Source organism: Roseivivax isoporae LMG 25204 (assembly GCF_000521865.1).
GTDB classification, from domain to species: Bacteria; Pseudomonadota; Alphaproteobacteria; order Rhodobacterales; family Rhodobacteraceae; genus Roseivivax; species Roseivivax isoporae.
The window spans coordinates 1-24949 of record NZ_JAME01000047.1; the positions used below are offsets into that span (position 1 = coordinate 1).

The following is a 24949-nucleotide window of genomic DNA, read 5'->3' on the forward strand; positions in this document are numbered from 1 at the left end:
GACTCCAAAGGGAGCAGGTCACGTGCCGCCGCCCATGCCGGTCAGGCAGGCGAGGAAGGCGAAGCCCACGATGTCGAGCTGGGCGCGCGAGGCGACGAGGCCGCCGCTCAACGCAAAGACCAGGACGGCCGTGTGGTCGAGCAGCGCGAGGAGGCTCACGCCCGGTCCGGCGTGGCGGCCCGCGGGCCGCGATCGGGCTTGAAGGGCGCCATGCCCGCGCGCGCGAGCGCGTCGGCGCGTTCGTTCTCCGGGTGGCCGGCATGGCCCTTGACCCACTGCCAGCGCACGTCGTGGCGCGCCTGGGCGGCGTCGAGCCGGCGCCAGAGCTCCTCGTTCTTGACGGGCTTCCTGGCGGCGGTCTTCCAGCCGTTCTTCTTCCAGCCGTGGATCCAGCCGGTGACGCCGTTCTTCACGTAGGCCGAGTCGGTCACGATGGTGATCGTCGAGGGCCGCGCCAGCGCCTCGAGCGCGGAGATCGCCGCGATGAGCTCCATCCTGTTGTTGGTGGTCGCGGCCTCGCCGCCGTTGAGCTCGCGCTCCTTGACCACCGTGTCGCCGTCCATGGCGCGCATGACGACGCCCCAGCCCCCCGGGCCGGGATTCCCGGAGCACGCTCCGTCGGTGAAGGCGAAGAGGTCGGTCATGTGCCGTCTGTCGCGCGCCAGCCGGGCGGGGTCAAGAGCGGCCGCCGCGGTGCGGGGGCCGGCCCCCGCACCCCCGGGATATTTGCGCCAAGAAGAACGGGAAAGGTCAGAGGAAGACGCCGACCGAGAGGCAGAGGACCACGAGCAGGGTCAGGAGCCCGCGCAGCCGCAGCCACCAGACGGGGGCGAGGCGCCAGTGCCAGAAGGCGTAGTCGAGGACGAGGAGCCCGGCGAAACCGAAGACCAGGTTCATGCCCGCCGAGACCGGGCCGCCGCCGGTCATGAAGAAGGCCCAGAGCGCGGGGACGACGGAAAGCGCGTAGCCCGTCGCCGCGCGCGCGCCCGCGGCCTTCGTGGCGAAGCCCCAGAGGACCCCCGACATGAAGCTCAGGATCACCGCGCCGTAATAGAGCTGGACGTAGGGGCCGACAAAGCGCGGGCCGAGGGTCGCCGTGCCCCATTGCGCGGCCGCGGGCCACAGGAGCGTGAGCGCGCCCCAGGCGAAGGGGATCACCCCGGCGAGCCCGAGGATCAGCGCGGAGCGGGGGATGTCGGTCATGGCGGCGCCTTCCGGATCGTCTGCGCCGCGCAGGATAGCGCGGGCGCCGCGCCTGTCACGCGGCCCGTTCGAGCGCGAGACGCCCGGCGAGCGCCGCGAAGAGGCCGGCGAAGCTGCGGTTGAGCCAGCGCATGGCGCGCGCCGAGGCGAGGAGGCGGTCGCGCGCGGCCGCGGCCATGACGGCGTAGCCCGCGAAGACCGCGAGCGTCAGGCCCATGAACACCGCGCCGAGCGCGGCCATCTCGGCCGTCGCGGTGGCGGGGTCGCCCGACAGGAACGGCGGCAGGAGCGCCAGGAAGAAGACCGGGAGCTTGGGGTTGAGGATGTTGATGAGCGCGCCGCGCCAGGCGATGCGCGGGCCGGGCTCGGAGGCGCGGTCCTCGGACACGGCGAGCGCGCCGCCCTGGTGCAGCGACTGCCAGGCGAGCCAGAGCAGGTAGGCGACGCCCGCCCATTTCACCGCCAAGAAGAGGAGGGCGCTCGTGTGCAGGAGCGCCGCGAGCCCGAGCGTCGCGGCGGCGAGGTGCGGCACGATGCCGAAGGTGCAGCCGAGCGCCGCCCAGAACCCCGGGCGGCGGCCCTGCCCGAGCGAGACCGCGAGCGTGTAGAGGACGCCGGTGCCCGGCGCGATCACCACGACGAGCGTGGTCAGGAGGAACTGGAGCGTCATTCGGCAACCTCGGGGGACGGGAAGCCGGCCGATCCTGCGCCGCGGGCGCCGCCCCCGTCAAGCGCGGGGCGCGCGGGTGTCAGGCGGGCACGCGCAGGATGCGCGGCACCTTGAACTCGACGTTCTCCTCGGCGGTGGTCACGGGCCGGACCGTCACCGCGTAGCGGTCGCGGAAGGCCTCGATGACCTCCTCGATCAGCACCTCGGGCGCCGAGGCGCCGGCGGTGATGCCGACCGAGCGGATGCCCTCGAGCGCGCGCCAGTCGATGTCGGCCGCGCGCTGCACGAGCTGCGCATAGGCGCAGCCGGCGCGGGCGCCGACCTCGACGAGCCGCTTCGAGTTCGACGAGTTGGGCGCCCCCACCACGAGGAGCGCGTCGCACTCGGGCGCCATCGCCTTGACCGCCTCCTGCCGGTTGGTGGTGGCGTAGCAGATGTCTTCCTTGTGCGGGCCCACGATCGCGGGGAAGCGCGCGCGCAGCGCCGCGACGATGTCGGCGGTGTCGTCCACCGAAAGCGTGGTCTGCGTCACGAAGGCAAGCCGCTCGGGGTCGCGCACCTCGATCCGCGCCACGTCCTCGGCGGTCTCGACCAGCAGGACCTCGCCCTCGGGCAGCTGGCCCATGGTGCCGAGCGTCTCGGGATGGCCCGCATGGCCGATCATGATCATCTGCAGGCCGTTCTCATGGTGGCGCGCGGCCTCGATATGGACCTTGGACACGAGCGGGCAGGTGGCGTCCACATAGATCATCTCGCGCCGCGCGGCCTCGGCCGGGACGGCCTTGGGCACGCCGTGCGCCGAGAAGATCACCGGGCGGTCGGGCGGACATTCGTCCAGTTCCTCGACGAAGACGGCGCCCTTGGCGCGCAGCCCGTCGACGACGAAGCGGTTGTGCACGATCTCGTGGCGCACGTAGACCGGGGCGCCCCATTTCTCGAGCGCCATTTCCACGATCTTGATCGCGCGGTCCACGCCGGCGCAGAACCCGCGCGGCGCGGCGAGGTGAAGGGTGAGCGGCGGCAGGGTCATGAGCGTCTCCTTGTCCCCGGATCTAGGGGATCGCGCGGCGCGGATCCACCCCGGAGCGGGAGATCACGCCGCCCCTCCGCCGGCGGTCGCCACGGTGGCCCAGGCGAGGACGGCGTAGCGCCCGGTCTTGGCGAGGGTGACGAGGGCCACGAAGAGCCAGAGCGGCGTGCGCATGACCCCCGCGACGACGGTGAAGGCATCGCCCAGCGGCGCCCAGCTGAGGAGCAGCGTCCAGACGCCCCAGCGCGCGTACCAGTCCCGCGCCCGTGCCAGCTGGGCCGGCGAGGCGGGGAACCAGCGGCGGCCCTGCAGCCGCTCGGCCCCGCGGCCGAGGACGTAGTTCACCACCGCCCCCAGCACGTTGCCGATGCTCGCCACGATCACGAGGAGAAGCGGAGAGGCCGCGTCGCGCAGCTGCAGCGCGACGAAGACGATCTCGGACTGGAACGGAAGGATCGTCGCGGCACCGAAGGCGGCGGCGAACAGGCTCCCCAATGCGACCCATTCGCCGGTCACGGTCACTCTGCCCGCGCTGCGGGCGTCAGCCGTTGGCCGCTGCGGCCACGTCGCGCGGCGGCCGGCCGATCACCTCGCGCAGCTCGTCGAGCTCGATGAAGTTGTCGGCCTGGCGGCGCAGCTCGTCGGCGATCATCGGCGGCTGGCTGCGGATGGTCGAGACGACGGAGACGCGCACGCCCTGCCGCTGCAGGCTTTCCACCAGCGGACGGAAATCGCCGTCGCCGGAGAACAGGACGATGTGGTCGACGCGCGGCGCGAGTTCCATCGCGTCCACCGTCAGCTCGATGTCCATGTTGCCCTTGACCTTACGGCGGCCCTGGCTGTCGGTGTATTCCTTGGCCGGTTTCGTCACCATGGTGAAACCGTTGTAGTGCAGCCAATCGACCAGCGGACGAATCGGGGAATAGTCGTCGTTTTCCAGCAGGGCCGTGTAGTAGAAGGCCCGAAGCATCTTTCCGCGGCGCACGAATTCCTGTCGAAGCAGCTTGTAGTCGATGTCGAACCCGAGAGCCTTGGCTGCTGCGTAAAGGTTCGACCCGTCGATGAACAGCGCCAGCCGTTCGTCCTTGTAAAACATCAAAATGTCCTTCCAACGAAAGCTTTGCGAAACGGCCTTCGTGAGCGCGAAGGGGACGGATCGCTCAAACAGGGAAATTATGCAAGTCCATCCTGTGTTCAAGCAATGGGAATTATGATTGAAAAATTCGGCATTCAACTTAGGCGCAAGACCATGCTGATCGCGCTCGGCGCAAACCTGTCTTCCGAGGCCGGCCCGCCGGCCGCGACCTTCGCCGCGGCACTGGCCGCGCTTGCGGCAGAGGGACTGCGGCTGAGGCGACTCAGCCGCTTCTATCATACACCATGTTTTCCGGCGGGTTACGGTCCCGATTACGTGAACGCGGCCGCCCTGCTCGCGCCGCCGGACGGGGTCGGGCCGCGCGCGGCGCTGGCCGCGCTGCACCGCGTGGAGGACCGGTTCGGCCGGCGGCGCGAGACACGCTGGGGCATGCGCAGCCTCGATCTGGATCTGCTCGCATTCGGCGAAACCGTGCTGCCGAATTCCGACGTTCAGGCGGATTGGCGCCGTCTCGCACCTGCGGCACAGGTGGCACGGGCGCCGGACGAGCTGATTCTGCCGCATCCGCGCCTGCAGGACCGCGCCTTCGTGCTCGTGCCGCTCGCGGACGTGGCACCGGACTGGGTGCATCCGGCCACCGGGCGGAGGGTGATCGACATGCGCGACGCCCTGCCGGACGCGGAGCTCGGCGCGGTCGTGCCGCTCTGAGGTGCGGCGCGTCGGCGGAACGACCCGATCGCGCTTGTCAATACAAATGATCCGCGCTAGACGTGTCCTTTCTCAAGCCGATCCCATGGACTGGAGGCACGAATGGCCCGCGTGACGGTAGAAGATTGCGTCGACAAGGTTCCCAACCGGTTCGACCTGGTGCTGGTCGCCGCGCACCGGGCGCGGGAGCTTGCGTCGGGCGCCGCGCTCACGGTGGACCGCGACAACGACAAGAACCCCGTCGTGGCCCTGCGCGAGATCGCCGAGGAGACGCAGTCGGCCGACGAGCTGCGCGAACGGATGATCGAATCGAACCAGACGCAGATCGAGGTCGACGAGCCCGAGGATGACGCGATGGCGCTCCTCATGGGCGCGGAACCCGACAAGCCGCAGGACGACGACATGTCCGAAGAAAAGCTGCTGCGCGCGCTGATGGAGGCGCAGGGCGAGGGCTGAGGCCCGCGATGCGCGCGCATTCGGGGAATTAAGGGGCCATGATCGCCGCCGAGGACCTCATCGCGCTCGTCCGCAACTACAATCCCAGGACCAACGAGGCCCTGATCCGGGCGGCGTACGATTACGCCGCCCGGATGCACGAAGGCCAGTCGCGGCAATCGGGTGAGCCCTACTTCACCCATCCCGTGGCAGTGGCGGCGATCCTGACCGAGCAGCAGCTCGACGACGCCACCATCATCACCGCGCTCCTGCACGACACGATCGAGGACACGAAGTCGACCTTCGCGGAGATCTCGCAGCGCTTCGGGCCCGAGATCGCGACGCTGGTCGACGGCGTCACGAAGCTGACCAACCTGCAGCTGTCGTCGTCCGAGACCAAGCAGGCCGAGAACTTCCGCAAGCTCTTCATGGCGATGTCGAAGGACCTGCGGGTCATCCTCGTCAAGCTCGCCGACCGGCTGCACAACATGCGCACCATCCGCGCCATGCGGGTCGAGAAACAGAGCCAGAAGGCGCGCGAGACCATGGACATCTACGCCCCGCTCGCGGGCCGGATGGGCATGCAGTGGATGCGCGAGGAGCTCGAGGACCTGGCGTTCCGGGTGCTGAATCCCGAGGCGCGCGCGTCGATCATCCGCCGGTTCATCAACCTGCAGAAGGAAACCGGCGACGTCATCCACCGGATCACCTCGGACATGCGCACCGAACTCGACAAGGTGGGCATCGACGCCGAGGTCTTCGGCCGCGCCAAGAAACCCTACTCGATCTGGCGCAAGATGCAGGAAAAGGAAATGGGGTTCTCGCGGCTGTCGGACATCTACGGCTTCCGCGTCATCACCCGGTCCGAGGCCGACTGCTACGCGGCGCTCGGGGCGATCCACCAGCGCTGGCGTGCGGTGCCGGGCCGGTTCAAGGACTACATCAGCCAGCCCAAGTCCAACGGCTACCGGTCGATCCACACCACCGTGTCCGGCCGTGACGGCAAGCGCGTCGAGGTGCAGATCCGCACCCGCCAGATGCACGAGGTGGCCGAGACCGGCGTCGCCGCGCACTGGTCCTACCGCGACGGCGAGCGCGCCGAGAACCCGTTCGCGGTCGATCCCGCCAAGTGGATCAGCTCGCTGACCGAGCAGTTCACCGCAGAGGACGACCACGACGAGTTCCTCGAGGCCGTGAAGCTCGAGATGTATTCCGACCAGGTGTTCTGCTTCACCCCCAAGGGCGACGTGGTGAAGCTGCCCAAGGGCGCGACGCCGCTCGATTTCGGCTACGCGATCCACACGCGCATCGGCGCGGCCTGCGTCGGCGCCAAGGTGGACGGCATTCGCGTGCCGCTCTGGACGCGGCTGAAGAACGGCCAGTCAGTCGAGATCATCACCGCCGAGGGGCAGACGCCGCAGGCCACCTGGCTCGACATCGCGACGACCGGAAAGGCGCGCAGCGCGATCCGGCGGGCCCTGCGCGAGGCGAACCGCGAACGCTACATCCGGCTCGGGCGCGAACTGGCGCGCTCGGCCTTCGAGAACGTGGGCAAGAAGGCCTCCGACAAGGTGCTCGAGAAGGCCGCGCAGACGCTGCGGCTCGCGGACGGCGACACGCTGCTGGCGCGGCTCGGCTCGGCGGAGCTGTCGGCGCGCGAGGTCGTCCGCGCGGTCTATCCCGACCTCGCTCCCTCCCGTCGCGCCGAGGTGGACCAGAGCCGCGCGGTGATCGGCCTCGACCACAACCAGGGCTTCACGCGGGCACGCTGCTGCCAGCCGCTGCCGGGGGAGCGCATCGTCGGCATCACCTCGCGCGGACGCGGCGTCATGGTGCACGCGATCGACTGCGCCGCGCTCGTCGACTACGAGGACCAGCCGTCGCGCTGGCTGGACCTGCACTGGGCCTCGGGAAGCCACCCGGCGGCCTACACCGTGACGCTCGACATGACGATCGGGAACGATTCGGGCGTGCTCGGACGCATTTGCACGTTGATCGGAGAGCGGGGGGCGAATATCTCCGACCTGCACTTCATGGATCGCAAACCGGACTTCTATCGTTTGTTCATGGACATCGATCTGCGCGACGCCGAACACCTGCACACGGTGGTCTCGGCACTCGACGCGGACTCGGACGTGGCAACGCTGGAGCGTCGGCGCGCACCGGAGCTTGCCAACCGGCAGGCTGCGGAATGATCCCGACCTCCGACCGACGAGGAGCCGGATTTGGTCTTCAAACGCCGTGACAAGCGGCCCTTCTGGCAGGCGGTGAGCCATTCGCTCTGGCCGCGCGGTGGCTGGGCGCGTGCGGCACGTTACGTGCAGCATCGCCTGCACCGCCTCCCCGACCCGCCCGAGAAGATCGCGCGCGGCATCTTCGCGGGCGTCTTCACCACCTTCACCCCGTTCTACGGGCTGCATTTCATCGTCGCCGCGGTTCTGGCGCTGGTGCTGCGCGGCAACGTCGTCGCCGCGCTTCTGGGCACGTTCTTCGGCAACCCGCTGACCTACCTGCCCATCGGCGTCGTCTCGATGACCACGGGCTACTGGATGCTCGGAATCGAGGCCGACCCGCAGCACGGCTCGCTCGGCTACAAGTTCATGCGCGCAGGCGACGACCTGTGGGACAACTTCACCGCCATGTTCACGCCGGACACCGCGGACTGGCAGGGCCTGACGATCTTCTACCACGAGGTGTTCTATCCCTACATGGTGGGCGGCATCGTGCCGGGCATCATCGCGGGCCTCGTGTGCTACTACCTGTCGGTGCCGCTGATCCGCGCCTACCAGAACCGGCGGCAGGGCCTGCTGGCGGCCAAGCTTGCCGCGCTCAAGGCCAAGAAATCCTCGAAGAAGGGCGAAGAGACGGGCTGACGTCCCCCTCCCGTCGGACTAGCTTCGCCGAGCGAAACGAACGATCCCGGAGCATGCCATGACCCCCTATGCCGGCCCGCTGCGCCTTGGCGTGAACATCGACCACGTGGCCACGGTGCGCAACGCGCGCGGCGGAGAGACGCCCGACCCGGTGCGCGCAGCGCTCATGGCGGAAGAGGCGGGCGCCGACGGCATCACCGCGCACCTGCGCGAGGACCGGCGCCACATCCGGGACGAGGACATCGCGCGGCTGGTCAAGGCGCTGCACGTGCCGCTGAACTTCGAGATGGCCGCGACGACGGAGATGCAGGAGATCGCGCTGAAGACGCGTCCGCACGCGGTCTGCCTGGTGCCCGAGAAACGCGAGGAAAGGACCACAGAGGGCGGGCTCGACGTCGCGGGCGACACCGCGCGGCTGTCGCAGTTCATCGCGCCCCTGCGCGACGCAGGCTGCCGGGTGTCGCTGTTCATCGCCGCCGACCGCGCCCAGATCGACGCCGCGGCCGAGGTCGGCGCAGCGGTGATCGAGCTGCACACCGGCGCCTATTGCGACCTTCACGCCGAGGGGCGGCACGCCGACCGCGACGCGGAACTCGCGCGGCTCGTCGAGATGGCCGCGCACGCCGCCGAACGGGGTCTCGAGGTACATGCCGGCCACGGGCTCAGCTACGAGACCGTGCGCCCCGTCGCGGCGATCCCGCAGGTGGTCGAGCTGAACATCGGGCATTTCCTGATCGGCGAGGCGATCTTTGCCGGCCTCCAGGGCGCCATCACCGGCATGCGCCGGGCGATGGACGAGGCGCGGGCCTGAGCGCGCGCCATGGCTGACCGCGAACCCGCCGGGACGTGCCCGTGATCCTCGGCATCGGCACGGATCTCTGCAACATCGAGCGCATCGCGCGCACGCTCGAGCGTTTCGGCGACCGGTTCCGCAACCGCGTCTTCACCGACATCGAGCAGCGCAAAGCCGAGGCGCGCGCCGACACACCCGGCACCTACGCGAAACGCTGGGCCGCGAAGGAGGCGTGCTCCAAGGCGCTCGGCACCGGCCTGCGCATGGGGATCGCGTGGAAGGACATGGCGGTCACGAACCTGCGGACCGGCCAGCCGGTGATGCACGTGACCGGCTGGGCGCGCGACCGGCTCGACGCGATGACCCCTGCGGGCCACGAGGCGATCATCCACGTGACGCTGACCGACGACCATCCGTGGGCGCAGGCCTTCGTGGTGATCGAGGCGCGGCCGCTCGGCCACGGCGACGCAGGCGTGCCGCAGGGCACCGCGGGGCCCGGGCCCGTCGCTTGACTCCGCCCGCCCCCGCCCGCATGTAGCGCCAGCAATCGCGACGAGGCGGAAGGCAGGCATCCATGGCGAGCACCAAGAAGGCGGGCGGCGGGATCGTCGAGACGATCAAGACCATCTTCTACGCGCTGCTGATCGCCGGCGTCTTCCGCACGCTGTTCTTCCAGCCGTTCTGGATCCCCTCGGGGTCGATGAAGGACACGCTGCTGATCGGCGACTTCCTGTTCGTCAACAAGATGGCCTACGGCTATTCCTATGCCTCCTGCCCGTCGCTGTACCTGCCCGGGATCGGCATCGACATCGACGCCTCGGACATCTGCGGTTTCCTCGACGGCGACAACACGCGGCTCTTCGGCAGCGCGCCCGAACGCGGCGACGTGGTGGTGTTCCGCCACCCGGTCACCGGCCGCGACTTCATCAAGCGGGTGATCGGCCTGCCGGGCGAGACCATCCAGATGCGCGAGGGCGTGCTGCACATCGACGGCGAACCGGTGGAGCTGACCGATGCCGGCACCTTCGAGGAGACGGCCGAGCCGCAGGGCCCCCAGCGGCTGCGCCCGCGCTGCGCCAACGGCCCGGTCGGCGACGGCGGCCTCTGCGTCAAGGAACGCCAGACCGAGACGCTGCCGAACGGGGTCAGCCACGACGTGCTGAACATCGCCAACCAGGGGTCGGACAACACGCCCGTCTACACCGTGCCCGAGGGCAACTACTTCATGATGGGCGACAACCGCGACAACTCGTCCGACAGCCGGGTCCCGCAGGTTGCGGGCGGCGTCGGCTTCGTGCCCTACGAGAACATCGTCGGGCGCGCCACGCGGGTCATGTTCTCGTCGGCCGGAAGCTCCATGCTGTTCTTCTGGACGTGGCGCTCCGACCGCTTCTTCGAGAAGATCGAGTGAAGCGGTCCGCCGCGCTGTCCGACCTCGAGGCCCGGCTGGGCCACCGCTTCGACCGCCCGGAGCTACTGAACCGCGCGCTCACCCATTCCTCCATGTCCGGCCCCGCGCGGGAGGACAACCAGCGGCTCGAGTTTCTCGGCGACCGCGTGCTTGGCCTCGTCATGGCCGAGGCGCTGCTGGACCGCGACCCGGGCGCGCGCGAGGGCCAGCTTGCCCCCCGCTTCAACACGCTGGTGCGCAAGGAGACCTGCGCGGACGTGGCGCGCGATGCGGGCATCGGCGAGGCGCTCAAGCTCGGGCGCTCCGAACGGCTGTCGGGCGGGCGGCGCAAGATCGCGCTCCTTGGCGACGCGATGGAGGCGGTGATCGCGGCGGTCTACGAAGATGGCGGGTTCGAGGCGGCGCGCGCCATGATCCTGCGACTCTGGGGCGGGCGCATCGACGCGGTCGAGGACGACGCCCGCGACGCCAAGACGGCGCTGCAGGAATGGGCGCAGGCCCGCGGCATGGCGCCGCCCGACTATGTCGAGACCGCGCGCTCGGGCCCCGACCACCAGCCGCGCTTCACCATCGAGGTGCGCCTCGCCGATGGCCGCACCGCGCGCGCCGAGGCGCCGTCGAAACGTCAGGCCGAGCAGGCGGCGGCCCGGCACCTTCTCGCCCGGATCGAGGACGCGGAAGGCTGACCCCGCCCGCGTCCGGCTTTGCAAAGCCGCCGCTTCTGCGCTAAGCGTCGCCGTCCACCCGAGCCCGAACGGCCCCTGCCCCGAAAGGCACCTGACCATGTCCACCCGCGCCGGTTTCGTCGCCCTGATCGGAGAGCCCAACGCGGGCAAGTCCACGCTGCTGAACCGGATGGTCGGGGCGAAGGTGTCGATCGTCACCCACAAGGTGCAGACCACACGCGCCCGCATCCGCGGCGTGGCGCTGGCCGGCGAGGCGCAGATCGTCTTCGTCGACACGCCCGGACTGTTCGCGCCGCGCCGGCGGCTCGACCGCGCCATGGTCGCCGCCGCCTGGGGCGGGGCCGCGGATGCCGACATCGTCGTGCTGCTGATCGAGGCGCATCGCGGCCTGACCGACGGGGTCCGGGCGATCCTCGAGAAGCTGCCCGAGGTCGCTTCCGGGCGCCGCGTGGCGCTCGCCATCAACAAGATCGACCGGGTCAAGGCCGAGGCGCTGCTGGCGCTCAGCGCGAAGCTGAACGAGGCCTTCGCCTTCGAGAAGACGTTCATGATCTCGGCCGAGCGCGGCCACGGCGTCGAGGACCTGCGCGACTGGCTCGGCGGGGCCCTGCCCGAGGGGCCCTGGCTCTATCCCGAGGACCAGATCGCGGACCTCCCCATGCGCACCATCGCGGCCGAGATGACCCGCGAGAAGCTGACGCTGCGCCTGCACCAGGAACTGCCCTACCAGCTGACCGTCGAGACCGAGAGCTGGGAGGACAGGCCGGACGGGTCGGCACGTATCGACCAGGTGGTCTACGTCTCCCGCGACGGCCACAAGGGCATCGTGCTCGGCCACAAGGGCGAGACGATCAAGGCGATCGGCCAGGCAGCCCGCGCCGAGATCGAGGAGTTCCTGGGCCGAAAGGTGCACCTCTTCCTGCAGGTGAAGGTGCGCGAGCGCTGGCTCGACGAGGCCGAGCGCTATTCCGAGATGGGTCTCGACTTCCGCGACGGCGATGGCTGAGCCGCGCCTTGCCGCCCATGTCTGGGTCGCGGCCTACCGGCGGCGGCTCTCGCTCGTCGACATCCCCTGCTTCGTGGTCTCGCGCGGCGACGACGTCGCGGGGGCGGTGCTGGTCAAGCTCTCGACCCTCGACGGGCAGGCGCGCCTCTTCTGCCGCCGCTACGACCTGATGTCCGACACCCGCCGCTGGGAGGTGCTGAGCGACGGGCCCGAACCCGAGGTCGACGCCGTCATCTCGCGCGAATGCCGCAGCGACCCGGATCTCTGGGTGCTCGAGGTCGAGGACCGCGCGGGCCGGCACCTGCTCGACGAGGACGGTCTCGCCTGAGGCCGCGCGTTCAGGACCGCCGCCCGATCCGCCGCGCCAGCGCCACGAGCCCCAGCCCGCCGATCCAGAACACGCCGCCCAGCGCCACGATCCAGAGCGCCACCTGCGGCCAGCCGATGCGCGCGGGATCGAGGAAGAAGTACGGATGCCGCCCGTCGAGGGCGCCGCGCCCGAGCGCGTAGGCGCAGTAGAGCCCGGGCCAGGCCAGCCACCAGAGCGCGTGCCGCGCGGCGAGCCCCGCCTTGTCGGCGCAGGCGACCCACCAGAGCGCCACCGCGATCGGCAGGACGGTGTGCATCATCTGGTCGACCACGAGCCGCGCGCCCGACAGCTCCCGCGCCAGCAGCACGTGGTAGACGATTCCCACCACCGCCATCCACAGCGCGAGGCCCCCCGCCATCCCCGCGGCCATCCGCCCGCGGAGCGCGGCGGCGGCGAACAGGGCACCCGTCAGCGCGACGGTCAGGATGGTGAAATAGCGCCCGGTGCGCCACAGCTCGACCGCGAGCGTGCGCCCGGGATTCCGGTCGAGACCGAGCTGCACGTGCCAGACCAGCGTGGCGATGGCGGCAAGCGCGAGAAGGGCGGCGGACATTCGGGCGGCATGGGTCATGGGCCCGAGCTTGTCGCGGCTCTTGCAGGAGGCCGCAAGCGGCGGAATAGTCGCGGCCATGGACTGGCGCGACACCGGCATCCTCCTGACGCTGCGCCGCCATGGCGAAAGCTCGGCGATCCTCGAGGTCTTCACCGAGGCACATGGCCGGCACGCGGGCGTCCTGCGCGGCGCGACGTCGCGGCGGGTGGCCCCGGGGCTGCAGCCCGGCACCACGCTCGACCTCGCCTGGCGGGCCCGGCTCGAGGATCACATCGGTACCTTCACCGCGGAACCCCTCCGGTCCCGCGCGGCGCTGGCGATGGCCGACCCGGTGGCGCTCGCGGGCCTGAACGCGGTCACCGCGCTGCTCGCGTTCTGCCTGCCCGAGCGGGCGCCGCATCCCGGGCTCTACCGGGCGAGCGCGGCGCTCCTCGACCTCTTGGCCGAGCCCGACCTCTGGCCGCTCGCCTACCTGCGCTGGGAAACCGCCCTGCTCGAGGAAATGGGCTACGGGCTCGACCTGTCGGCCTGCGCGGTGACCGGGCGGGACGAGGGGCTCGCCTACCTCTCGCCGCGCACCGGCCGGGCCGTCACGGCCGAGGGCGCGGGCGCCTGGGCCGACCGCCTGCTGCCGCTGCCGCCGGTCCTCCTGGGACGGGGCACCGGCAGCGATGCCGAGGTGGTGACGGGCCTCGAGGCGACGGGGCATTTCCTGAGCACCCACCTCGCCGCGTCCCTCGGCGACAAGCCGCTGCCGCCCGCGCGGGCGCTTTTCCTCGACCGGATGCGGCGCCGCGCCGCCGGATGAGCCACGCACCTGAGCGTGTCGCGAACTGACCTTCCGCCGCACCGGCAGACGCGCTAGGACTCCCCCATGAAATGGACCCTGCCCAACGTGCTGACGACGCTGCGCCTCCTGGCTGCGCCCGGTGTCGCCGTGATGTTCCTCTACTTCACCCGTCCCTACGCGGACTGGTTCGCGCTCGTCCTCTTCGTCGGCGCGGCCGTCACCGACTGGTTCGACGGCTACATCGCCCGCAACTGGGCGCAGGAATCGAAGCTCGGCGCGATGCTGGACCCGATCGCCGACAAGGCGATGGTGGTGATCGCGCTGATGGTCATCGTGGGCTATTCCTCGATGTCGCCGTGGCTCGTGCTGCCCGCGACCTTCATCCTCTTCCGCGAGGTCTTCGTCTCGGGCCTGCGGGAATATCTCGGCGACACCGCGGGCACGCTCAAGGTGACGAAGCTCGCCAAGTGGAAGACGACGCTGCAGATGGTGGCCATCGCCGTGCTCTTCGCCCAAGGAGTGTTCGAGCACTATCTCGGGCTCTCGGTCGAGGGGCTCGACGATGGACTCGTCGGCCGCATCCTCGACGGCCAGGCACCGGACCAGCATGGCCTCGTCTGGAAGTATACCGGAATGGTCTGGGCCGGGAACGCCGGCGTGGCGCTCCTGTGGATCGCCGCGGCGCTGACCCTCGTGACCGGGTGGGACTACTTCCGCAAGGCCGTGCCGCATCTGAAGGAGGACCGCTGACATGGACGTGCTCTACTTCGCCTGGTTGCGCGAACGCATCGGGCTGCCGAAGGAGCGCATCGACAGCCGCGCGGCGACGGTCTCGGACCTGGTCGAGGAGCTGCGCGGGCGCGAGGAGCGCTACGCCGCGGCCTTCGCCGACCTCTCGGCGGTCCGCGTCGCGGTCGACCGCGAACTCGCCGATTTCGACGCGCCGCTCGAGGGCGTGCGCGAGGTGGCGTTCTTCCCGCCCATGACCGGCGGCTGAGGGAGGACGAGATGCGCATCGTGGTGCAGGAGGCGGCCTTCGACTTCGGCGCGGAATGCGACGCCTTCGCGGCGGACCGGGCCGACATGGGGGCCGTGGTCACCTTCGCGGGCGTGGTGCGCGGCGATGGCGGGCTCGACGCCATGGAGATCGAGCACTATCCCGGCATGACCGAGGCCGCGCTCGCGGCCATCGCCGAGGAGGCGCGCACGCGCTGGTCTCTCGGCGATGTGCTGGTGATCCATCGCTACGGCCGGCTCGCGCCCGGCGAGCGCATCATGATGGTGGCGACCGCTGCGCCGCACCGCGCCGACGCGTTCACCGCGGCCGAGTACCTGATGGATTACCTGAAATCCCGCGCGCCGTTCTGGAAGAAGGAACACCGCGCGGACGGCACGGCCTGGGTCGCGGCCAGGGATGCCGACGAGGACGCGCTGTCGCGCTGGTGAGGGCGGGCGGTGCGGATCCCGTGCCCGCGCGAGGCCGGGGGCGCCAGCCCCCGGGCGAGAGGCAGAGCGCGGCGCGCGTCCCGCGCGCCGCACCGCCGGATCAGGCCGCCGCGGGCTTCATGAGGCCCTGCGCCTCGGCCTCCGCCATCGCCTCGTCGAGCGAGCGCCATGCACGCTCGATCAGCGTGTCGATCTCGGCCTTCGAGATCACCAGCGGCGGCGACACGATCATGCGGTCGCCCACGTGCCGCATGACGAGGTTGTTGGCAAAGCAGCGCTCGCGGCAGAGATAGCCCACCGTGCCCGCATCCGCGGCGAAGGCCGCGCGGGACGCCTTGTCGGGTGTCAGGGCGATCGACCCCATCATGCCGACAATCTTCGCCTCGCCGACCAAGGGATGTTCGGTCAGGCTCTCGAACTTCTGCTTGAGATAGGGCCCGGTCTCGGTCCGCACCCGGGTCACGATGCCTTCCTCGTCGAGGATGCGCAGGTTCTCGAGCGCCACCGCGCAGGCCACCGGATGGCCCGAATAGGTGTAGCCGTGGTTGAACTCGGCGCCGCCGATCACCTCGGCGACCTCGTCCGACACGATCGAGCCGCCGATCGGCTGGTAGCCCGAGGACAGGCCCTTGGCGATCGTCATGATGTCGGGACGGATGCCCATCGTCTCGGACCCGAACCAGTTGCCGGTCCGGCCGAAGCCGCAGATCACCTCGTCGGCGATGAGCAGGATGCCGTACTTCTCGACGATGCGAGACACCTCGGGCCAGTAGCTCTCGGGCGGCACGATCACGCCGCCCGCGCCCTGCACCGGCTCGGCGATGAAGGCCGCGACGGTGTCGGGGCCGAGCTCGAGGATCTTCTCCTCGAGCGCCTGCGCGCGGGCGCGGCCGAAGTCCTCGGGGCTCATGTCGCCGCCCTCGGCCCACCAGTTCGGCTGGTCGATGTGGTGGATGCCGGGGATCGGCATGCCGCCCTGAGCGTGCATCCCCTTCATGCCGCCGAGCGAGCCCGACCCGACCGACGAGCCGTGATAGGCATTCCAGCGCGAGATGATGTTGACCCGCTCGGGCTGGCCCTTGAGGTCCCAGTAGGTGCGCACCATGCGGATGTTGGTGTCGTTCGCCTCCGATCCCGACCCGGCGAAGAACACCCGGTTCATGTGCTCGGGCGCAAGCTCGGCCAGCCGCTCGGACAGCTCGATCGCCGGCACGTGCGTGGTCTGGAAGAACGTGTTGTAGAACGGCAGCTCCGCCATCTGGCGCGCCGCCGCCTCGACCAGCTCCTGCCGGCCGTAGCCCACGTTCACGCACCAGAGCCCGGCCATGGCGTCGAGGATGGTGTTGCCCTCGCTGTCGGTCAGCCAGCAGCCCTCGGCCCGCGTGATGATGCGCGCGCCCTTCTCGGCGAGGCCCGCGGCGTGGGTGAACGGGTGCAAGTGGTGGCGGGCATCGCGTGCCTGCAGCTCGGCCGTGGGCGGCAGGTTGGTGATCTGCGACGCGACGGTTCTGGGCATCTGGGACGTGGACATGGGCCGCACCTTTCCTGTCTCGACTCGGGGTTCCGGGAGATGCGCCAAGAATATGATCAAATTATCCGGTGTCAATCTCCGCCCGTCGCGAATCGCCGCCCTGCCCGGTCAGGCCGGCGGCGATCTGGTCCATGCCCTGCACCACGTCCGCCTCCATCGCCGCGGCGGCGCGGCCTGGGGCCGCGGTCTCGAGCGCGACCAGCAGGTCCTTGTGGCGATCGGGCAGGTTTCGCGTGCCGAACAGCCCGCAGACGACGCGCAGCGAGGGCCCGAACCGCAGCCAGAGGCCGTCCACCATCTCGGTCAGGATGGGGGCGTCGGCCAGCGCGTTCAGTTCCGCGTGAAAGCGATGGTTTTCCCGCAGATAGCCCGCGACATCGCCGCGGCCGATGGCGCGGTCGAGCCGCGCGTCGGTGGCCCGCAGCCGGTCGATGTCGGCGCCCGTCGCGCGCGCCGCCGCCCGGCGCGCGAGTTCGGGCTCGAGCGCCCGGCGCGCCACGGTCAGTTCCTCGACGGCGCCGGCATCGAGCACTGGCACGGAAATGCGGCGGTTGCCCCGGAATTCGAGCGCACCCTCTGCCGTCAGGCGGCGCAGCGCCTCGCGCACCGGGGTCATTCCCGCCTCGAGCCGGTCCGTCAGTCCCTGGATCGTGACCGGCGCGCCGGGCTCCAGCTCGCCGAAGAGAATCATCTCTCGGAGCGTCCGGTAGACCTGCTCGTGCACCGGCAGGCCCGCCCCGCTCGCGGCCCGCTCGCCCGCTGCCTGCAAATTCATCAACCTCATGTCCTGTCTCGCGGATCTCGCACGAATGACCCCATCTTGCACGCGCGCGCCCGCCATGGAAACATCTCCCTGTTGCCAGGCCGCGCAACGTTTGATCAAATTCGGTTCAAGGGGAGACCACACTCCCCACGACCAACGGGAGCGACGTATGACCACCAAGCTGATGACCCTTACTGCCGCCTGCGCGCTGCTCGCGGGTGCCGCGGCCGCGCAGGAAGTGCGTGTGTACAACTGGTCCGACTACATCGACGAGGACCTGCTGACGAAGTTCGAGGAAGAGACCGGGATCGACCTGATCTACGACGTCTACGATTCCAACGAAGTGCTCGAGACCAAGATCCTCGCCGGCAATTCCGGCTACGACGTGGTCGTGCCCACCGGGTCGTTCATGTCGCGCCAGATCGAGGCCGGCGCCTACCAGAAGCTCGACCCGAGCAAGCTGCCGAACCTCGAGAACATGTGGGACCTGATCCGCGAGCGCACCGCCTCGGTCGATCCGGACAATGCGTACTCGGTCAACTACATGTGGGGCACCACGGGCATCGGCATCAACGTCGACAAGGTGCGCGAGGTCCTCGGCGAGGACGCGCCGGTCGATTCGCTGTCGCTGATCTTCGAGCCGGAGAACATGGAAAAGCTCGCCGAGTGCGGCGTCTACTTCCTGGACGCGCCGACCGAGGTGATCCCCGCCGCGCTCAAGTTCCTGGGCGAGGACCCGAACTCCAAGGATGCCGAGGTCATCGAGAAGACCGGCCCGGTGATGGCCGAGATCCGGCCCTACATCTCGAAGTTCCATTCGTCGGAATACATCAACGCGCTGGCGAACGGCGAGATCTGCGTGGCCTTCGGCTGGTCGGGCGACATCCTGCAGGCGCGCGACCGCGCCGCGGAGGCAGACAACGGCGTCACCATCGAGTACCACATCCCGAAGGAAGGCGCGCTGATGTGGTTCGACCAGATGGCGATCCCGGCCGACGCGCCAAACGTCGAGGAAGCGCACACCTTCCTCAACTTCATCATGGACGCACAGAACATGGCCCAGGCGTCGAATTACGTCTACTACGCCAACGGCAACGAGGCGTCGCAGGAATTCCTGAACGAGGACGTGATCGGCGACAGCGCCATCTACCCGGACGAGGCCACCCTCGAGAACCTCTACACCTTCACGCCCTACGACCCGCGCCTCCAGCGCACGGTCACGCGGCTGTGGACCTCGATCAAGTCGGGCGTCTGATCGCCCTGCGCGCCCCGGCGCGCAGGCCCTGATCTTCCGGTCGGGCGCAGTTCCGCGCCCGGCCGGCCCCCGGCGCACGGCACTGGCCCGTCGCCCGGGACGACGACGCAACGCACGGGCCGCCGCCCCGGCCACGAGATGAGGTGCTGAGAGATGACCACGGCTCCAGCCGACCGACCCCGCCCGGGCCCCGCCGTCTTTGCGCCGTGGGACGAACCCGACGCGGTGCCGCTGATCCAGTTCAAGAACGTCACCAAGCGGTTCGGCGACTTCACCGCGATCGACGACCTGACGCTCGACATCTACACGCGGGAATTCTTTGCCCTGCTCGGCCCCTCGGGCTGCGGCAAGACGACGATGATGCGGATGCTCGCGGGGTTCGAGACGCCCACCGAGGGCAAGATCCTGCTGTCCGGGCAGGACATCGCGCCGATCCCGCCCAACCAGCGCGCCGTGAACATGATGTTCCAGTCCTACGCGCTGTTCCCGCACCTGTCGGTGTGGGAGAACATCGCCTTCGGACTGAAACGCGAGGGCAAGGACAAGGACACGATCCGCGCGCGGGTCGACGAGATGCTGCGCCTCACGCGGCTCGAGAAGTTCGCGTCGCGCAAGCCGCACCAGATCTCGGGCGGCCAGCGCCAACGGGTCGCGCTGGCGCGCAGCCTCGCCAAGGCGCCGAAGCTCCTGCTGCTCGACGAACCGCTCGGCGCGCTCGACAAGAAGCTGCGCGAGGAGACGCAGTTCGAACTCATGGACATCCAGGAGAAGACCGGCACCACCTTCGTCATCGTGACACACGACCAGGAGGAGGCGATGACCGTCGCCTCCCGCGTGGCGGTGATGGACGAGGGCAAGCTGATCCAGGTGGCGACGCCGCCGGTGATCTACGAGCAGCCGAACTCGGTCTACGTCGCGGACTTCATCGGCGACGTCACGATCTTCGAGGGCACGGTCCGGAAGGACGGTGAACATTACCGGCTGGACTGGGCCGAGGGGCAGCCGCCGCTGCGCGTGCGCTCGCCCGCATCCCTGAGGGACGGCCAGACCGCCTACGTGGCGATCCGCCCCGAGAAGGTCGAGATCCACCACAACCGGCCCGACGACCACAACGTCCTGCGCGGCAAGGTCGTGGATATCGGTTATCTCGGCAACCTCTCGACCTACCACGTGGAACTGCCGGGCGGGCGCATGATCCGCGCGCAGAACTTCAACACCGAACGCGACACGCGCCAGCCGTTCACCTGGGAGGACGAGGTGTGGGTCAACTGGACCGAGACCTGCGGCGTCCTGCTGGAGCGTTGAGCGTGATCCCGCGCGCCCCGCAGCCGACCGACGAAAGGACCTGACATGCGGCGCTTCGCCCTGATCGCGGTGCCCTACCTGTGGCTGCTCGCGCTCTTCCTCGTCCCGTTCCTGATCGTCCTGAAGATCTCGCTGTCGGACATCGCGCTGTCGATCCCGCCCTATGCGCCGACGCTGGACCTGTCCGCCGGCTGGGAGGGCGTCCGCAGCTTCTTTGCCGGGCTCGACTTCGAGAACTTCGTGTTCCTGACGCAGGACGATCTCTACTGGAAGGCCTACCTGAGCTCGGTCTGGATCGCCGCGGTCTCCACGGTCATCACCCTTCTCGTGGGCTATCCCATCGCCTACGGCATGGCGCGCGCGGCCCCCGAATGGCGTCCGACGCTCCTGATGCTGGTGATCCTGCCGTTCTGGACGTCGTTCCTGATCCGCGTCTATTCGTGGATGGGCATCCTCGCCAACGAGGGCTTCCTGAACATGGTGCTGGGCTGGTTCGGGATCCCGCCCCTGCAGATCCTCGCCACCAACACCGCGGTCTATATCGGCATCGTCTACACCTACCTGCCGTTCATGATCCTGCCGATCTACGCGACGCTCGAACGCATGGACGAGTCGCTGCTCGAGGCGGCCGAGGATCTCGGATGCTCGCGCCTCACCGCCTTCTGGCTCGTGACCTTCCCGCTGTCGCGGGGCGGGGTGATCGCGGGCTGCTTCCTGGTCTTCATTCCGGCGATCGGCGAATTCGTGATCCCCTCGCTCCTTGGCGGGTCGGACACGCTTATGATCGGCAAGGTGCTGTGGGAGGAGTTCTTCTCCAACCGCGACTGGCCGGTGGCCTCGGCCGTGGCGATCGTGCTCCTGCTCATCCTGATCGTCCCGATCGTCCTCTTCCAGCGCAACGAGCAGAAGCAGCGGGAGGCGGCATGATGAGCGCGTCCCGTCCCGCCGCCGCCACGGAGGTCCGCGCATGAGACGCTTCTCGTGGTTCAACGTCACGTCGCTGACCTTCGGCTTCGCGTTCCTCTACCTGCCGATGGTCCTGCTGGTGATCTACAGCTTCAACGCGTCGAAGCTGGTGACCGTCTGGGCGGGCTTCTCGACCCGCTGGTACGGCGAGCTCCTGCGCGACGAGCAGTTCATGGACGCGGCGTGGGTCACGATCCGCGTGGCGCTGTTCTCGTCGACGCTGGCGACGGTACTGGGCACGCTCGCGGCCGTCGTGATGATCCGCGCGGGCCGCTTCCCGGGGCGGACCCTGTTCTCGGGCATGATCTACGCGCCGCTCGTCATGCCCGAGGTCATCACCGGCCTGTCGCTGCTGCTGCTCTTCATCGGCATCGGTCTCGACCGCGGGATCTTCACCGTCGTCCTCGCGCACACGACGTTCGCCATGTGCTACGTGTCAGTGGTGGTGTCCTCGCGGCTCGCCACCTTCGACACCGCGCTCGAGGAGGCGGCGCTGGACCTCGGCTGTTCGCCATTCGAGGCATTCCGTCTCGTGACGCTGCCGATCATCGCGCCCGCCGTCATCTCGGGCTGGCTGCTGGCCTTCACCCTGTCGCTCGACGACCTGGTGATCGCGAGCTTCACCACGGGGCCGTCGGCGACGACGCTGCCGATCCAGATCTTCTCGTCGATCCGGCTGGGCGTCTCGCCGCAGATCAACGCCCTGTCGAGCCTGCTGATCGGCGTCGTGGCGATCGGCGTGATCGCCGCGTCCCTCGCGACCAAGCGCCGCGCGGTCACCCAGGCCCGCGAGGAACAGGCCGCGGCACGGGTCACCGGATGAGGCGCCTCCACGAGCCGCGGGCCTACGCGGCGCCGCAGGCCTGCTTCTGGAACGAGGGCGTCGCGACGCCCGACTGGCCGGCGCTCGACGGCGATGCGTCCGCCGAGGTCGCGGTGATCGGTGGCGGCTTCACGGGCCTTTCCGCCGCGCTGCATCTCGCCGAGGCGGGCAGCGATGTCGCGCTGCTCGAAGCCGAGACGCCGGGCTTCGGCGCGTCGGGGCGGAACGGCGGGTTCTGCTGCCTCGGCGGGTCCAAGGCGAGCGACGCGATGCTGCGCAAGCGCTTCGGCCCCGCGGGGCTGGCCGGCTGGCACGACACCGAGAAGGCGGCGATCGAGACGGTGCGCGGGCTCATCGCGCGACACGGCATCGACGCCGACACCCACAGCCGGGGCGAGACAATCCTCGCCCACACCGCCCGCGCGTGGCAGCGGCTCCGGCAGGAGGCCGCGACCGCGGGCGCCGCCTACGGCGTGGCGCCCGAGCTGATCCCGCGTGCCGAGCTTGGTGCGCACGGTCTCGGCGGGCCGTTCCACGGCGCGCTGACCCTGCCCCTCGGCTTCGCGCTCCACCCGCGGAAGTACCATTCCGGGCTCGCCCGCGCCGCCGACGGGGCCGGCGCACGGCTGCACGCGCAGACGCCGGTAACCCGCATCCGGCGCGCGGAGGGGCGCTGGCGGCTCGAGACGCCGAGGGGCAGCCTGACCGCCGAGCGCGTCATCGTCGCCACGAACGGCTACTCGTCCGAGGACGTGCCCGATTGGCTGGAGGCGCGCACGATGCCGGTCCAGTCGACGATCATCGTAACGCGGCCCCTCACCGACGACGAGGCGGCGGCACAGGGCTTGACGAGCGCGCAGATGGCCTACGACACCCGCGTGCTGCTGCACTACTTCCGCCGACTGCCCGACGGGCGTTTCCTGTTCGGGATGCGGGGCGGCCTGACCGCGCGGCCGGGCGAGCAGGCGGCGATCTCGGCCCGGATCCGGCGGCATTTCCACGAGATGTTCCCCGCATGGCGCGGCGTCGAGATCACCCACGAATGGTCGGGGCTGGTCTGCCTGATGGCGAACCTGACGCCCTATGCGGGCCCCGTGCCCGACATGCAGGGCGTCTTCGCAGGCCTCGGCTACCACGGCAACGGCGTCGGCATGTCGAGCCACACGGGCCGCATCCTCGCCGCGCTCGCCCGCGGCCGCGCGCCCGAGACGCCGTGGCCGGCGGTGATGCGCAAGACCCCCAAGCGCTTTCCGCTCGGGGCGCACCGGCGCATGCTGCTCAGGCCGACCTATTTCCTCGCCGGTCTCGCCGACCTCTGAGGGTGCGGATCAGTCGACCCGCCGCACCAGGAGCTGGTTGCCGCCGGCGGTCCGCTTGGTCTCGAACACCTTCAGCTCGGCCACGAGGTCCGACAGCTTGCGCTTGCCGTAGGTGCGCGTGTCGAAATCCGGATTCGCGGCGGTCAGGAACTGGCCGAGCTGGCCCAGCGTGTACCACTCGTCCTCCTGCTCGATCGCGTCCATCGCCTTGAAGATGAGGTTGCGCGCCTCCTCGAGGTTGCCCTTGGCGGCGGTCTGCGCGCCCGGGCGGCCGGAATTCTCCGGCGCGCTGTCCATGTTCTCGAGGAAGATGAAGCGCTTGCAGGCCTTGCGGAAGGCTTCGGGCGTCTTCTGCATGCCCATGCCGTAGACGTCGAGCCCCTGCTCGCGCAGCCGGCTCGCGAGGCGGGTGAAATCGCTGTCCGAAGACACCAGGACGAACCCGTCGAAGCGGCCCGAATGCATGAGGTCCATGGCGTCGATGACGAGCGCGATGTCGCTCGCGTTCTTGCCCACGGTGTTGGCCGGCTGGTGCGTCGGGACAAGGCCGAACTCTGCGGTCACCTTGGACCAGCCCGCCATCTGGTGGCTCGAGAAATCGCCGTAGCAGCGCCGGACGCTGGCCTCGCCGAAGCTCGCGATCTCGTCGAAAAGCGCCTTGGCGTATTTCGGCGACGTGTTGTCGGCATCGATCAGCACGGCAAGAAGCGGCGATCGGGTGAGGGGGTCGGGCATGACGCCTCCGGTCATCAGAGCGTGCGGAACATCACCAGCGCGTCGACATATCCCAGCCTGGGATGCCGGAACGCGTCGGGCAGCCTGCCGACGATGTCGAACCCCGCGCGTTCCCACGTGGCGACGGCCCGGGCGTTGCTGGCGACGACGAAGTTGAACTGCATCGCGCGATACCCGTCATGGCGCGCGGTGTCCAGCGCATGGGCCAGCATCGCCCGCGCGACCCCCTGCCCCTGCGCCTCGGGCGCGGTCAGGAAGGCGGCGTTGCACACGTGGTCGCCGCCGCCCTGCTGGTTCGGGCGCAGGATGTAGGTGCCCACCACCCGGTCCGCGATCTCTGCGGCAAAGACCCGGTGCGCCGGCGCCGTCCAGTAGGTGAGCGCGTCCCCGCGCGAGATGTCGCGCGGGATCGTGTAGGTTTCGCCGGCACGGAACACGGGCTCCATGATGCGCCAGAACGCATCGGCATCCCCTGCCGCCGCCGGCCGGATCCGGGGGCTCACGAAAGCTCGTCGATCGAGGTGACGACCCGGCCGAGAAGCCCGTAATCGAGCGCCTCCTGCGTGGTCAGCCAGAAGTCGCGCGCGGTGTCCTCGGCGATCCTGTCGGGCGTCTGGCCCGTCGCTTCGGCGAACAGCCGGTCGAAGCGGGCGCGCATCTGGCGGATCTGCTCGGCCTGGATCTGCATGTCGGACACCTGCCCGCCGATCCCGCCCGAGGGCTGGTGCAGCAGGAAACGGGTGTTGGGCAGGCAGACACGGTCCTCGCGCGCGGCGGCGATGAAGATCAGCGCGCCGGCGCTCGCCACCCAGCCCGACCCGATGCAGCGCACGCGCGGCCGGATGAACTTGATGACGTCGTGCACCATGTCACCCGATTCGACGTGGCCGCCCGGCGAGGAGATGAAGACGTTGATCGGCGCGTCGCTTTCCTCGTTCAGCGCGAGCAGGTGCGTGACCGCGGTGCGCGCGGCCTTGTCGTCGATCTTGCCGGTGATGAGCACGTTGCGGCTGCGGAAGAACAGGCTGTCGACGCGCCCGCCGGGCATGACGGTCTCGCCCTTGCGATCGTCCCCGTCCTCGTCGTCGTCCAGAACCGTGTGGGCCATCTCGCGCGCTCCTCTCGAGGGGTGTCCGGGGGCAGTGGAACCGCCCCCGGACGGCCGCGTCAATACGTGACGAC

Annotated in this window: 31 protein-coding genes and 1 pseudogene; 19 read left to right on the forward strand and 13 right to left on the reverse strand. The window is 69.7% G+C overall.

Annotated features, from left to right (window positions below; all coding sequences use genetic code 11):
- Positions 1-21: 21 nt before the first annotated feature.
- From RISW2_RS24265 to RISW2_RS20455, 7 genes and pseudogenes are all read right to left on the reverse strand, one after another.
- Positions 22-159, reverse strand: a pseudogene (locus RISW2_RS24265) (TRIC cation channel family protein); the annotation flags it as partial.
- Positions 156-644 (reverse strand): ribonuclease HI, encoded by a 489-nt coding sequence (gene rnhA, locus RISW2_RS20430; protein WP_043774533.1) that lies wholly within the window; start codon positions 642-644, stop codon positions 156-158. The pseudogene RISW2_RS24265 and the gene rnhA, both read right to left, overlap by 4 nt.
- A gap of 106 nt (positions 645-750) precedes the next feature.
- A complete protein-coding gene (locus RISW2_RS20435) occupies positions 751-1203 on the reverse strand; it encodes a DUF3429 domain-containing protein (RefSeq protein WP_043774536.1) in 453 nt (150 codons plus the stop codon).
- Between the two features lie 55 nt (positions 1204-1258).
- A complete protein-coding gene (locus RISW2_RS20440; RefSeq protein ID WP_043774538.1) occupies positions 1259-1873 on the reverse strand; it encodes a LysE family translocator in 615 nt (204 codons plus the stop codon).
- A 79-nt stretch (positions 1874-1952) separates the two neighbouring features.
- Positions 1953-2903, reverse strand: coding sequence for a 4-hydroxy-3-methylbut-2-enyl diphosphate reductase (gene ispH / locus RISW2_RS20445; RefSeq protein ID WP_043774541.1), 951 nt, complete (start codon positions 2901-2903; stop codon positions 1953-1955).
- A gap of 63 nt (positions 2904-2966) precedes the next feature.
- Positions 2967-3419 (reverse strand): YqaA family protein, encoded by a 453-nt coding sequence (locus RISW2_RS20450; protein WP_043774587.1) that lies wholly within the window; start codon positions 3417-3419, stop codon positions 2967-2969.
- A 25-nt stretch (positions 3420-3444) separates the two neighbouring features.
- Complete coding sequence (locus tag RISW2_RS20455; RefSeq protein ID WP_043774542.1) at positions 3445-3999, reverse strand: LabA-like NYN domain-containing protein; 555 nt, start codon at positions 3997-3999, stop codon at positions 3445-3447.
- Between the two features lie 114 nt (positions 4000-4113).
- Between RISW2_RS20455 and folK the strand changes: the two genes are divergently transcribed.
- The 10 genes from folK to RISW2_RS20505 all read left to right on the forward strand — a co-directional run bounded on the left by folK (position 4114) and on the right by RISW2_RS20505 (position 12239).
- Positions 4114-4707, forward strand: coding sequence for a 2-amino-4-hydroxy-6-hydroxymethyldihydropteridine diphosphokinase (folK, locus tag RISW2_RS20460; RefSeq protein ID WP_084615502.1), 594 nt, complete (start codon positions 4114-4116; stop codon positions 4705-4707).
- 102 nt (positions 4708-4809) lie between these two features.
- Entirely contained in the window at positions 4810-5163 is a 354-nt protein-coding gene (gene rpoZ / locus RISW2_RS20465) for a DNA-directed RNA polymerase subunit omega (RefSeq protein ID WP_043774546.1), read from the forward strand.
- 38 nt (positions 5164-5201) lie between these two features.
- Positions 5202-7337, forward strand: a complete 2136-nt coding sequence (locus RISW2_RS20470) for a RelA/SpoT family protein (protein WP_043774548.1) — start codon at positions 5202-5204, stop codon at positions 7335-7337.
- 30 nt (positions 7338-7367) lie between these two features.
- Complete coding sequence (locus tag RISW2_RS20475) at positions 7368-8015, forward strand: DUF2062 domain-containing protein (RefSeq protein WP_043774550.1); 648 nt, start codon at positions 7368-7370, stop codon at positions 8013-8015.
- Between the two features lie 58 nt (positions 8016-8073).
- A complete protein-coding gene (locus RISW2_RS20480) occupies positions 8074-8826 on the forward strand; it encodes a pyridoxine 5'-phosphate synthase (RefSeq protein ID WP_043774552.1) in 753 nt (250 codons plus the stop codon).
- 41 nt (positions 8827-8867) lie between these two features.
- Positions 8868-9320 carry a holo-ACP synthase gene (gene acpS / locus RISW2_RS20485; RefSeq protein WP_043774555.1) on the forward strand — a complete coding sequence of 151 codons (453 nt, stop codon included), beginning with the start codon at positions 8868-8870 and terminating at the stop codon, positions 9318-9320.
- Between the two features lie 62 nt (positions 9321-9382).
- On the forward strand, positions 9383-10219 hold the full coding sequence (gene lepB, locus RISW2_RS20490) for a signal peptidase I (protein ID WP_043774557.1): 837 nt from the start codon (positions 9383-9385) through the stop codon (positions 10217-10219).
- Positions 10216-10905, forward strand: a complete 690-nt coding sequence (rnc, locus tag RISW2_RS20495) for a ribonuclease III (protein WP_043774559.1) — start codon at positions 10216-10218, stop codon at positions 10903-10905. The genes lepB and rnc overlap by 4 nt, the downstream gene beginning before the upstream one ends.
- Positions 10906-11002: 97 nt before the next feature.
- Complete coding sequence (gene era / locus RISW2_RS20500; protein WP_043774560.1) at positions 11003-11911, forward strand: GTPase Era; 909 nt, start codon at positions 11003-11005, stop codon at positions 11909-11911.
- The gene (locus RISW2_RS20505) at positions 11904-12239 is read left to right on the forward strand and encodes a DUF1491 family protein (protein ID WP_043774564.1); all 336 of its coding nucleotides are present in this window, start codon (positions 11904-11906) and stop codon (positions 12237-12239) included. Before era ends, RISW2_RS20505 begins: the two co-directional genes overlap by 8 nt.
- A gap of 10 nt (positions 12240-12249) precedes the next feature.
- On the opposite strand, the gene RISW2_RS20510 is transcribed toward RISW2_RS20505, so the two are convergent.
- Positions 12250-12927 (reverse strand): Pr6Pr family membrane protein, encoded by a 678-nt coding sequence (locus RISW2_RS20510; protein ID WP_156943920.1) that lies wholly within the window; start codon positions 12925-12927, stop codon positions 12250-12252.
- On the opposite strand from RISW2_RS20510, the gene recO reads away from it, so the two are divergent.
- The 4 genes from recO (at position 12911) to RISW2_RS20530 (ending at position 15070) form a co-directional block, all read left to right on the forward strand.
- Positions 12911-13642 carry a DNA repair protein RecO gene (recO, locus tag RISW2_RS20515; RefSeq protein WP_043774565.1) on the forward strand — a complete coding sequence of 244 codons (732 nt, stop codon included), beginning with the start codon at positions 12911-12913 and terminating at the stop codon, positions 13640-13642. The genes RISW2_RS20510 and recO overlap by 17 nt on opposite strands.
- Before the next feature lie 66 nt (positions 13643-13708).
- Positions 13709-14374 (forward strand): CDP-diacylglycerol--glycerol-3-phosphate 3-phosphatidyltransferase, encoded by a 666-nt coding sequence (gene pgsA, locus RISW2_RS20520; RefSeq protein WP_043774568.1) that lies wholly within the window; start codon positions 13709-13711, stop codon positions 14372-14374.
- A 1-nt stretch (position 14375) separates the two neighbouring features.
- Positions 14376-14621: a molybdopterin converting factor subunit 1 gene (moaD, locus tag RISW2_RS20525; protein WP_043774570.1), complete on the forward strand. Its 246-nt coding sequence runs from the start codon at positions 14376-14378 to the stop codon at positions 14619-14621.
- 11 nt (positions 14622-14632) lie between these two features.
- Positions 14633-15070: a molybdenum cofactor biosynthesis protein MoaE gene (locus RISW2_RS20530; protein WP_043774572.1), complete on the forward strand. Its 438-nt coding sequence runs from the start codon at positions 14633-14635 to the stop codon at positions 15068-15070.
- A 100-nt stretch (positions 15071-15170) separates the two neighbouring features.
- Here RISW2_RS20530 and RISW2_RS20535 read toward each other — a convergent pair whose 3' ends face one another.
- Together RISW2_RS20535 and RISW2_RS20540 are read right to left on the reverse strand one after the other, a co-directional pair.
- Entirely contained in the window at positions 15171-16601 is a 1431-nt protein-coding gene (locus RISW2_RS20535) for an aspartate aminotransferase family protein (RefSeq protein WP_244437692.1), read from the reverse strand.
- Between the two features lie 61 nt (positions 16602-16662).
- Positions 16663-17376 carry a GntR family transcriptional regulator gene (locus RISW2_RS20540; protein ID WP_051492213.1) on the reverse strand — a complete coding sequence of 238 codons (714 nt, stop codon included), beginning with the start codon at positions 17374-17376 and terminating at the stop codon, positions 16663-16665.
- Positions 17377-17533: 157 nt separating this feature from the next.
- On the opposite strand from RISW2_RS20540, the gene RISW2_RS20545 reads away from it, so the two are divergent.
- The 5 genes from RISW2_RS20545 to RISW2_RS20565 all read left to right on the forward strand — a co-directional run bounded on the left by RISW2_RS20545 (position 17534) and on the right by RISW2_RS20565 (position 23032).
- Positions 17534-18619, forward strand: a complete 1086-nt coding sequence (locus tag RISW2_RS20545; RefSeq protein WP_043774574.1) for a polyamine ABC transporter substrate-binding protein — start codon at positions 17534-17536, stop codon at positions 18617-18619.
- Positions 18620-18772: 153 nt separating this feature from the next.
- Positions 18773-19924 carry an ABC transporter ATP-binding protein gene (locus RISW2_RS20550; protein ID WP_051492214.1) on the forward strand — a complete coding sequence of 384 codons (1152 nt, stop codon included), beginning with the start codon at positions 18773-18775 and terminating at the stop codon, positions 19922-19924.
- A gap of 45 nt (positions 19925-19969) precedes the next feature.
- Positions 19970-20851: an ABC transporter permease subunit gene (locus tag RISW2_RS20555; protein ID WP_043774576.1), complete on the forward strand. Its 882-nt coding sequence runs from the start codon at positions 19970-19972 to the stop codon at positions 20849-20851.
- Between the two features lie 40 nt (positions 20852-20891).
- Positions 20892-21713, forward strand: a complete 822-nt coding sequence (locus RISW2_RS20560) for an ABC transporter permease subunit (RefSeq protein ID WP_043774578.1) — start codon at positions 20892-20894, stop codon at positions 21711-21713.
- Positions 21710-23032 (forward strand): NAD(P)/FAD-dependent oxidoreductase, encoded by a 1323-nt coding sequence (locus RISW2_RS20565; protein WP_043774580.1) that lies wholly within the window; start codon positions 21710-21712, stop codon positions 23030-23032. The genes RISW2_RS20560 and RISW2_RS20565 overlap by 4 nt, the downstream gene beginning before the upstream one ends.
- A gap of 9 nt (positions 23033-23041) precedes the next feature.
- Here RISW2_RS20565 and RISW2_RS20570 read toward each other — a convergent pair whose 3' ends face one another.
- From RISW2_RS20570 to RISW2_RS20580, 3 genes are read right to left on the reverse strand one after another with little or no spacing between them, the layout of a single operon-like run.
- Positions 23042-23767: an NYN domain-containing protein gene (locus RISW2_RS20570; protein WP_043774581.1), complete on the reverse strand. Its 726-nt coding sequence runs from the start codon at positions 23765-23767 to the stop codon at positions 23042-23044.
- Positions 23768-23781: 14 nt separating this feature from the next.
- Positions 23782-24270: a GNAT family N-acetyltransferase gene (locus tag RISW2_RS20575; RefSeq protein WP_043774583.1), complete on the reverse strand. Its 489-nt coding sequence runs from the start codon at positions 24268-24270 to the stop codon at positions 23782-23784.
- Positions 24267-24875 carry an ATP-dependent Clp protease proteolytic subunit gene (locus tag RISW2_RS20580; protein WP_043774585.1) on the reverse strand — a complete coding sequence of 203 codons (609 nt, stop codon included), beginning with the start codon at positions 24873-24875 and terminating at the stop codon, positions 24267-24269. The genes RISW2_RS20575 and RISW2_RS20580 overlap by 4 nt, the downstream gene beginning before the upstream one ends.
- Positions 24876-24949 lie beyond the last annotated feature (74 nt).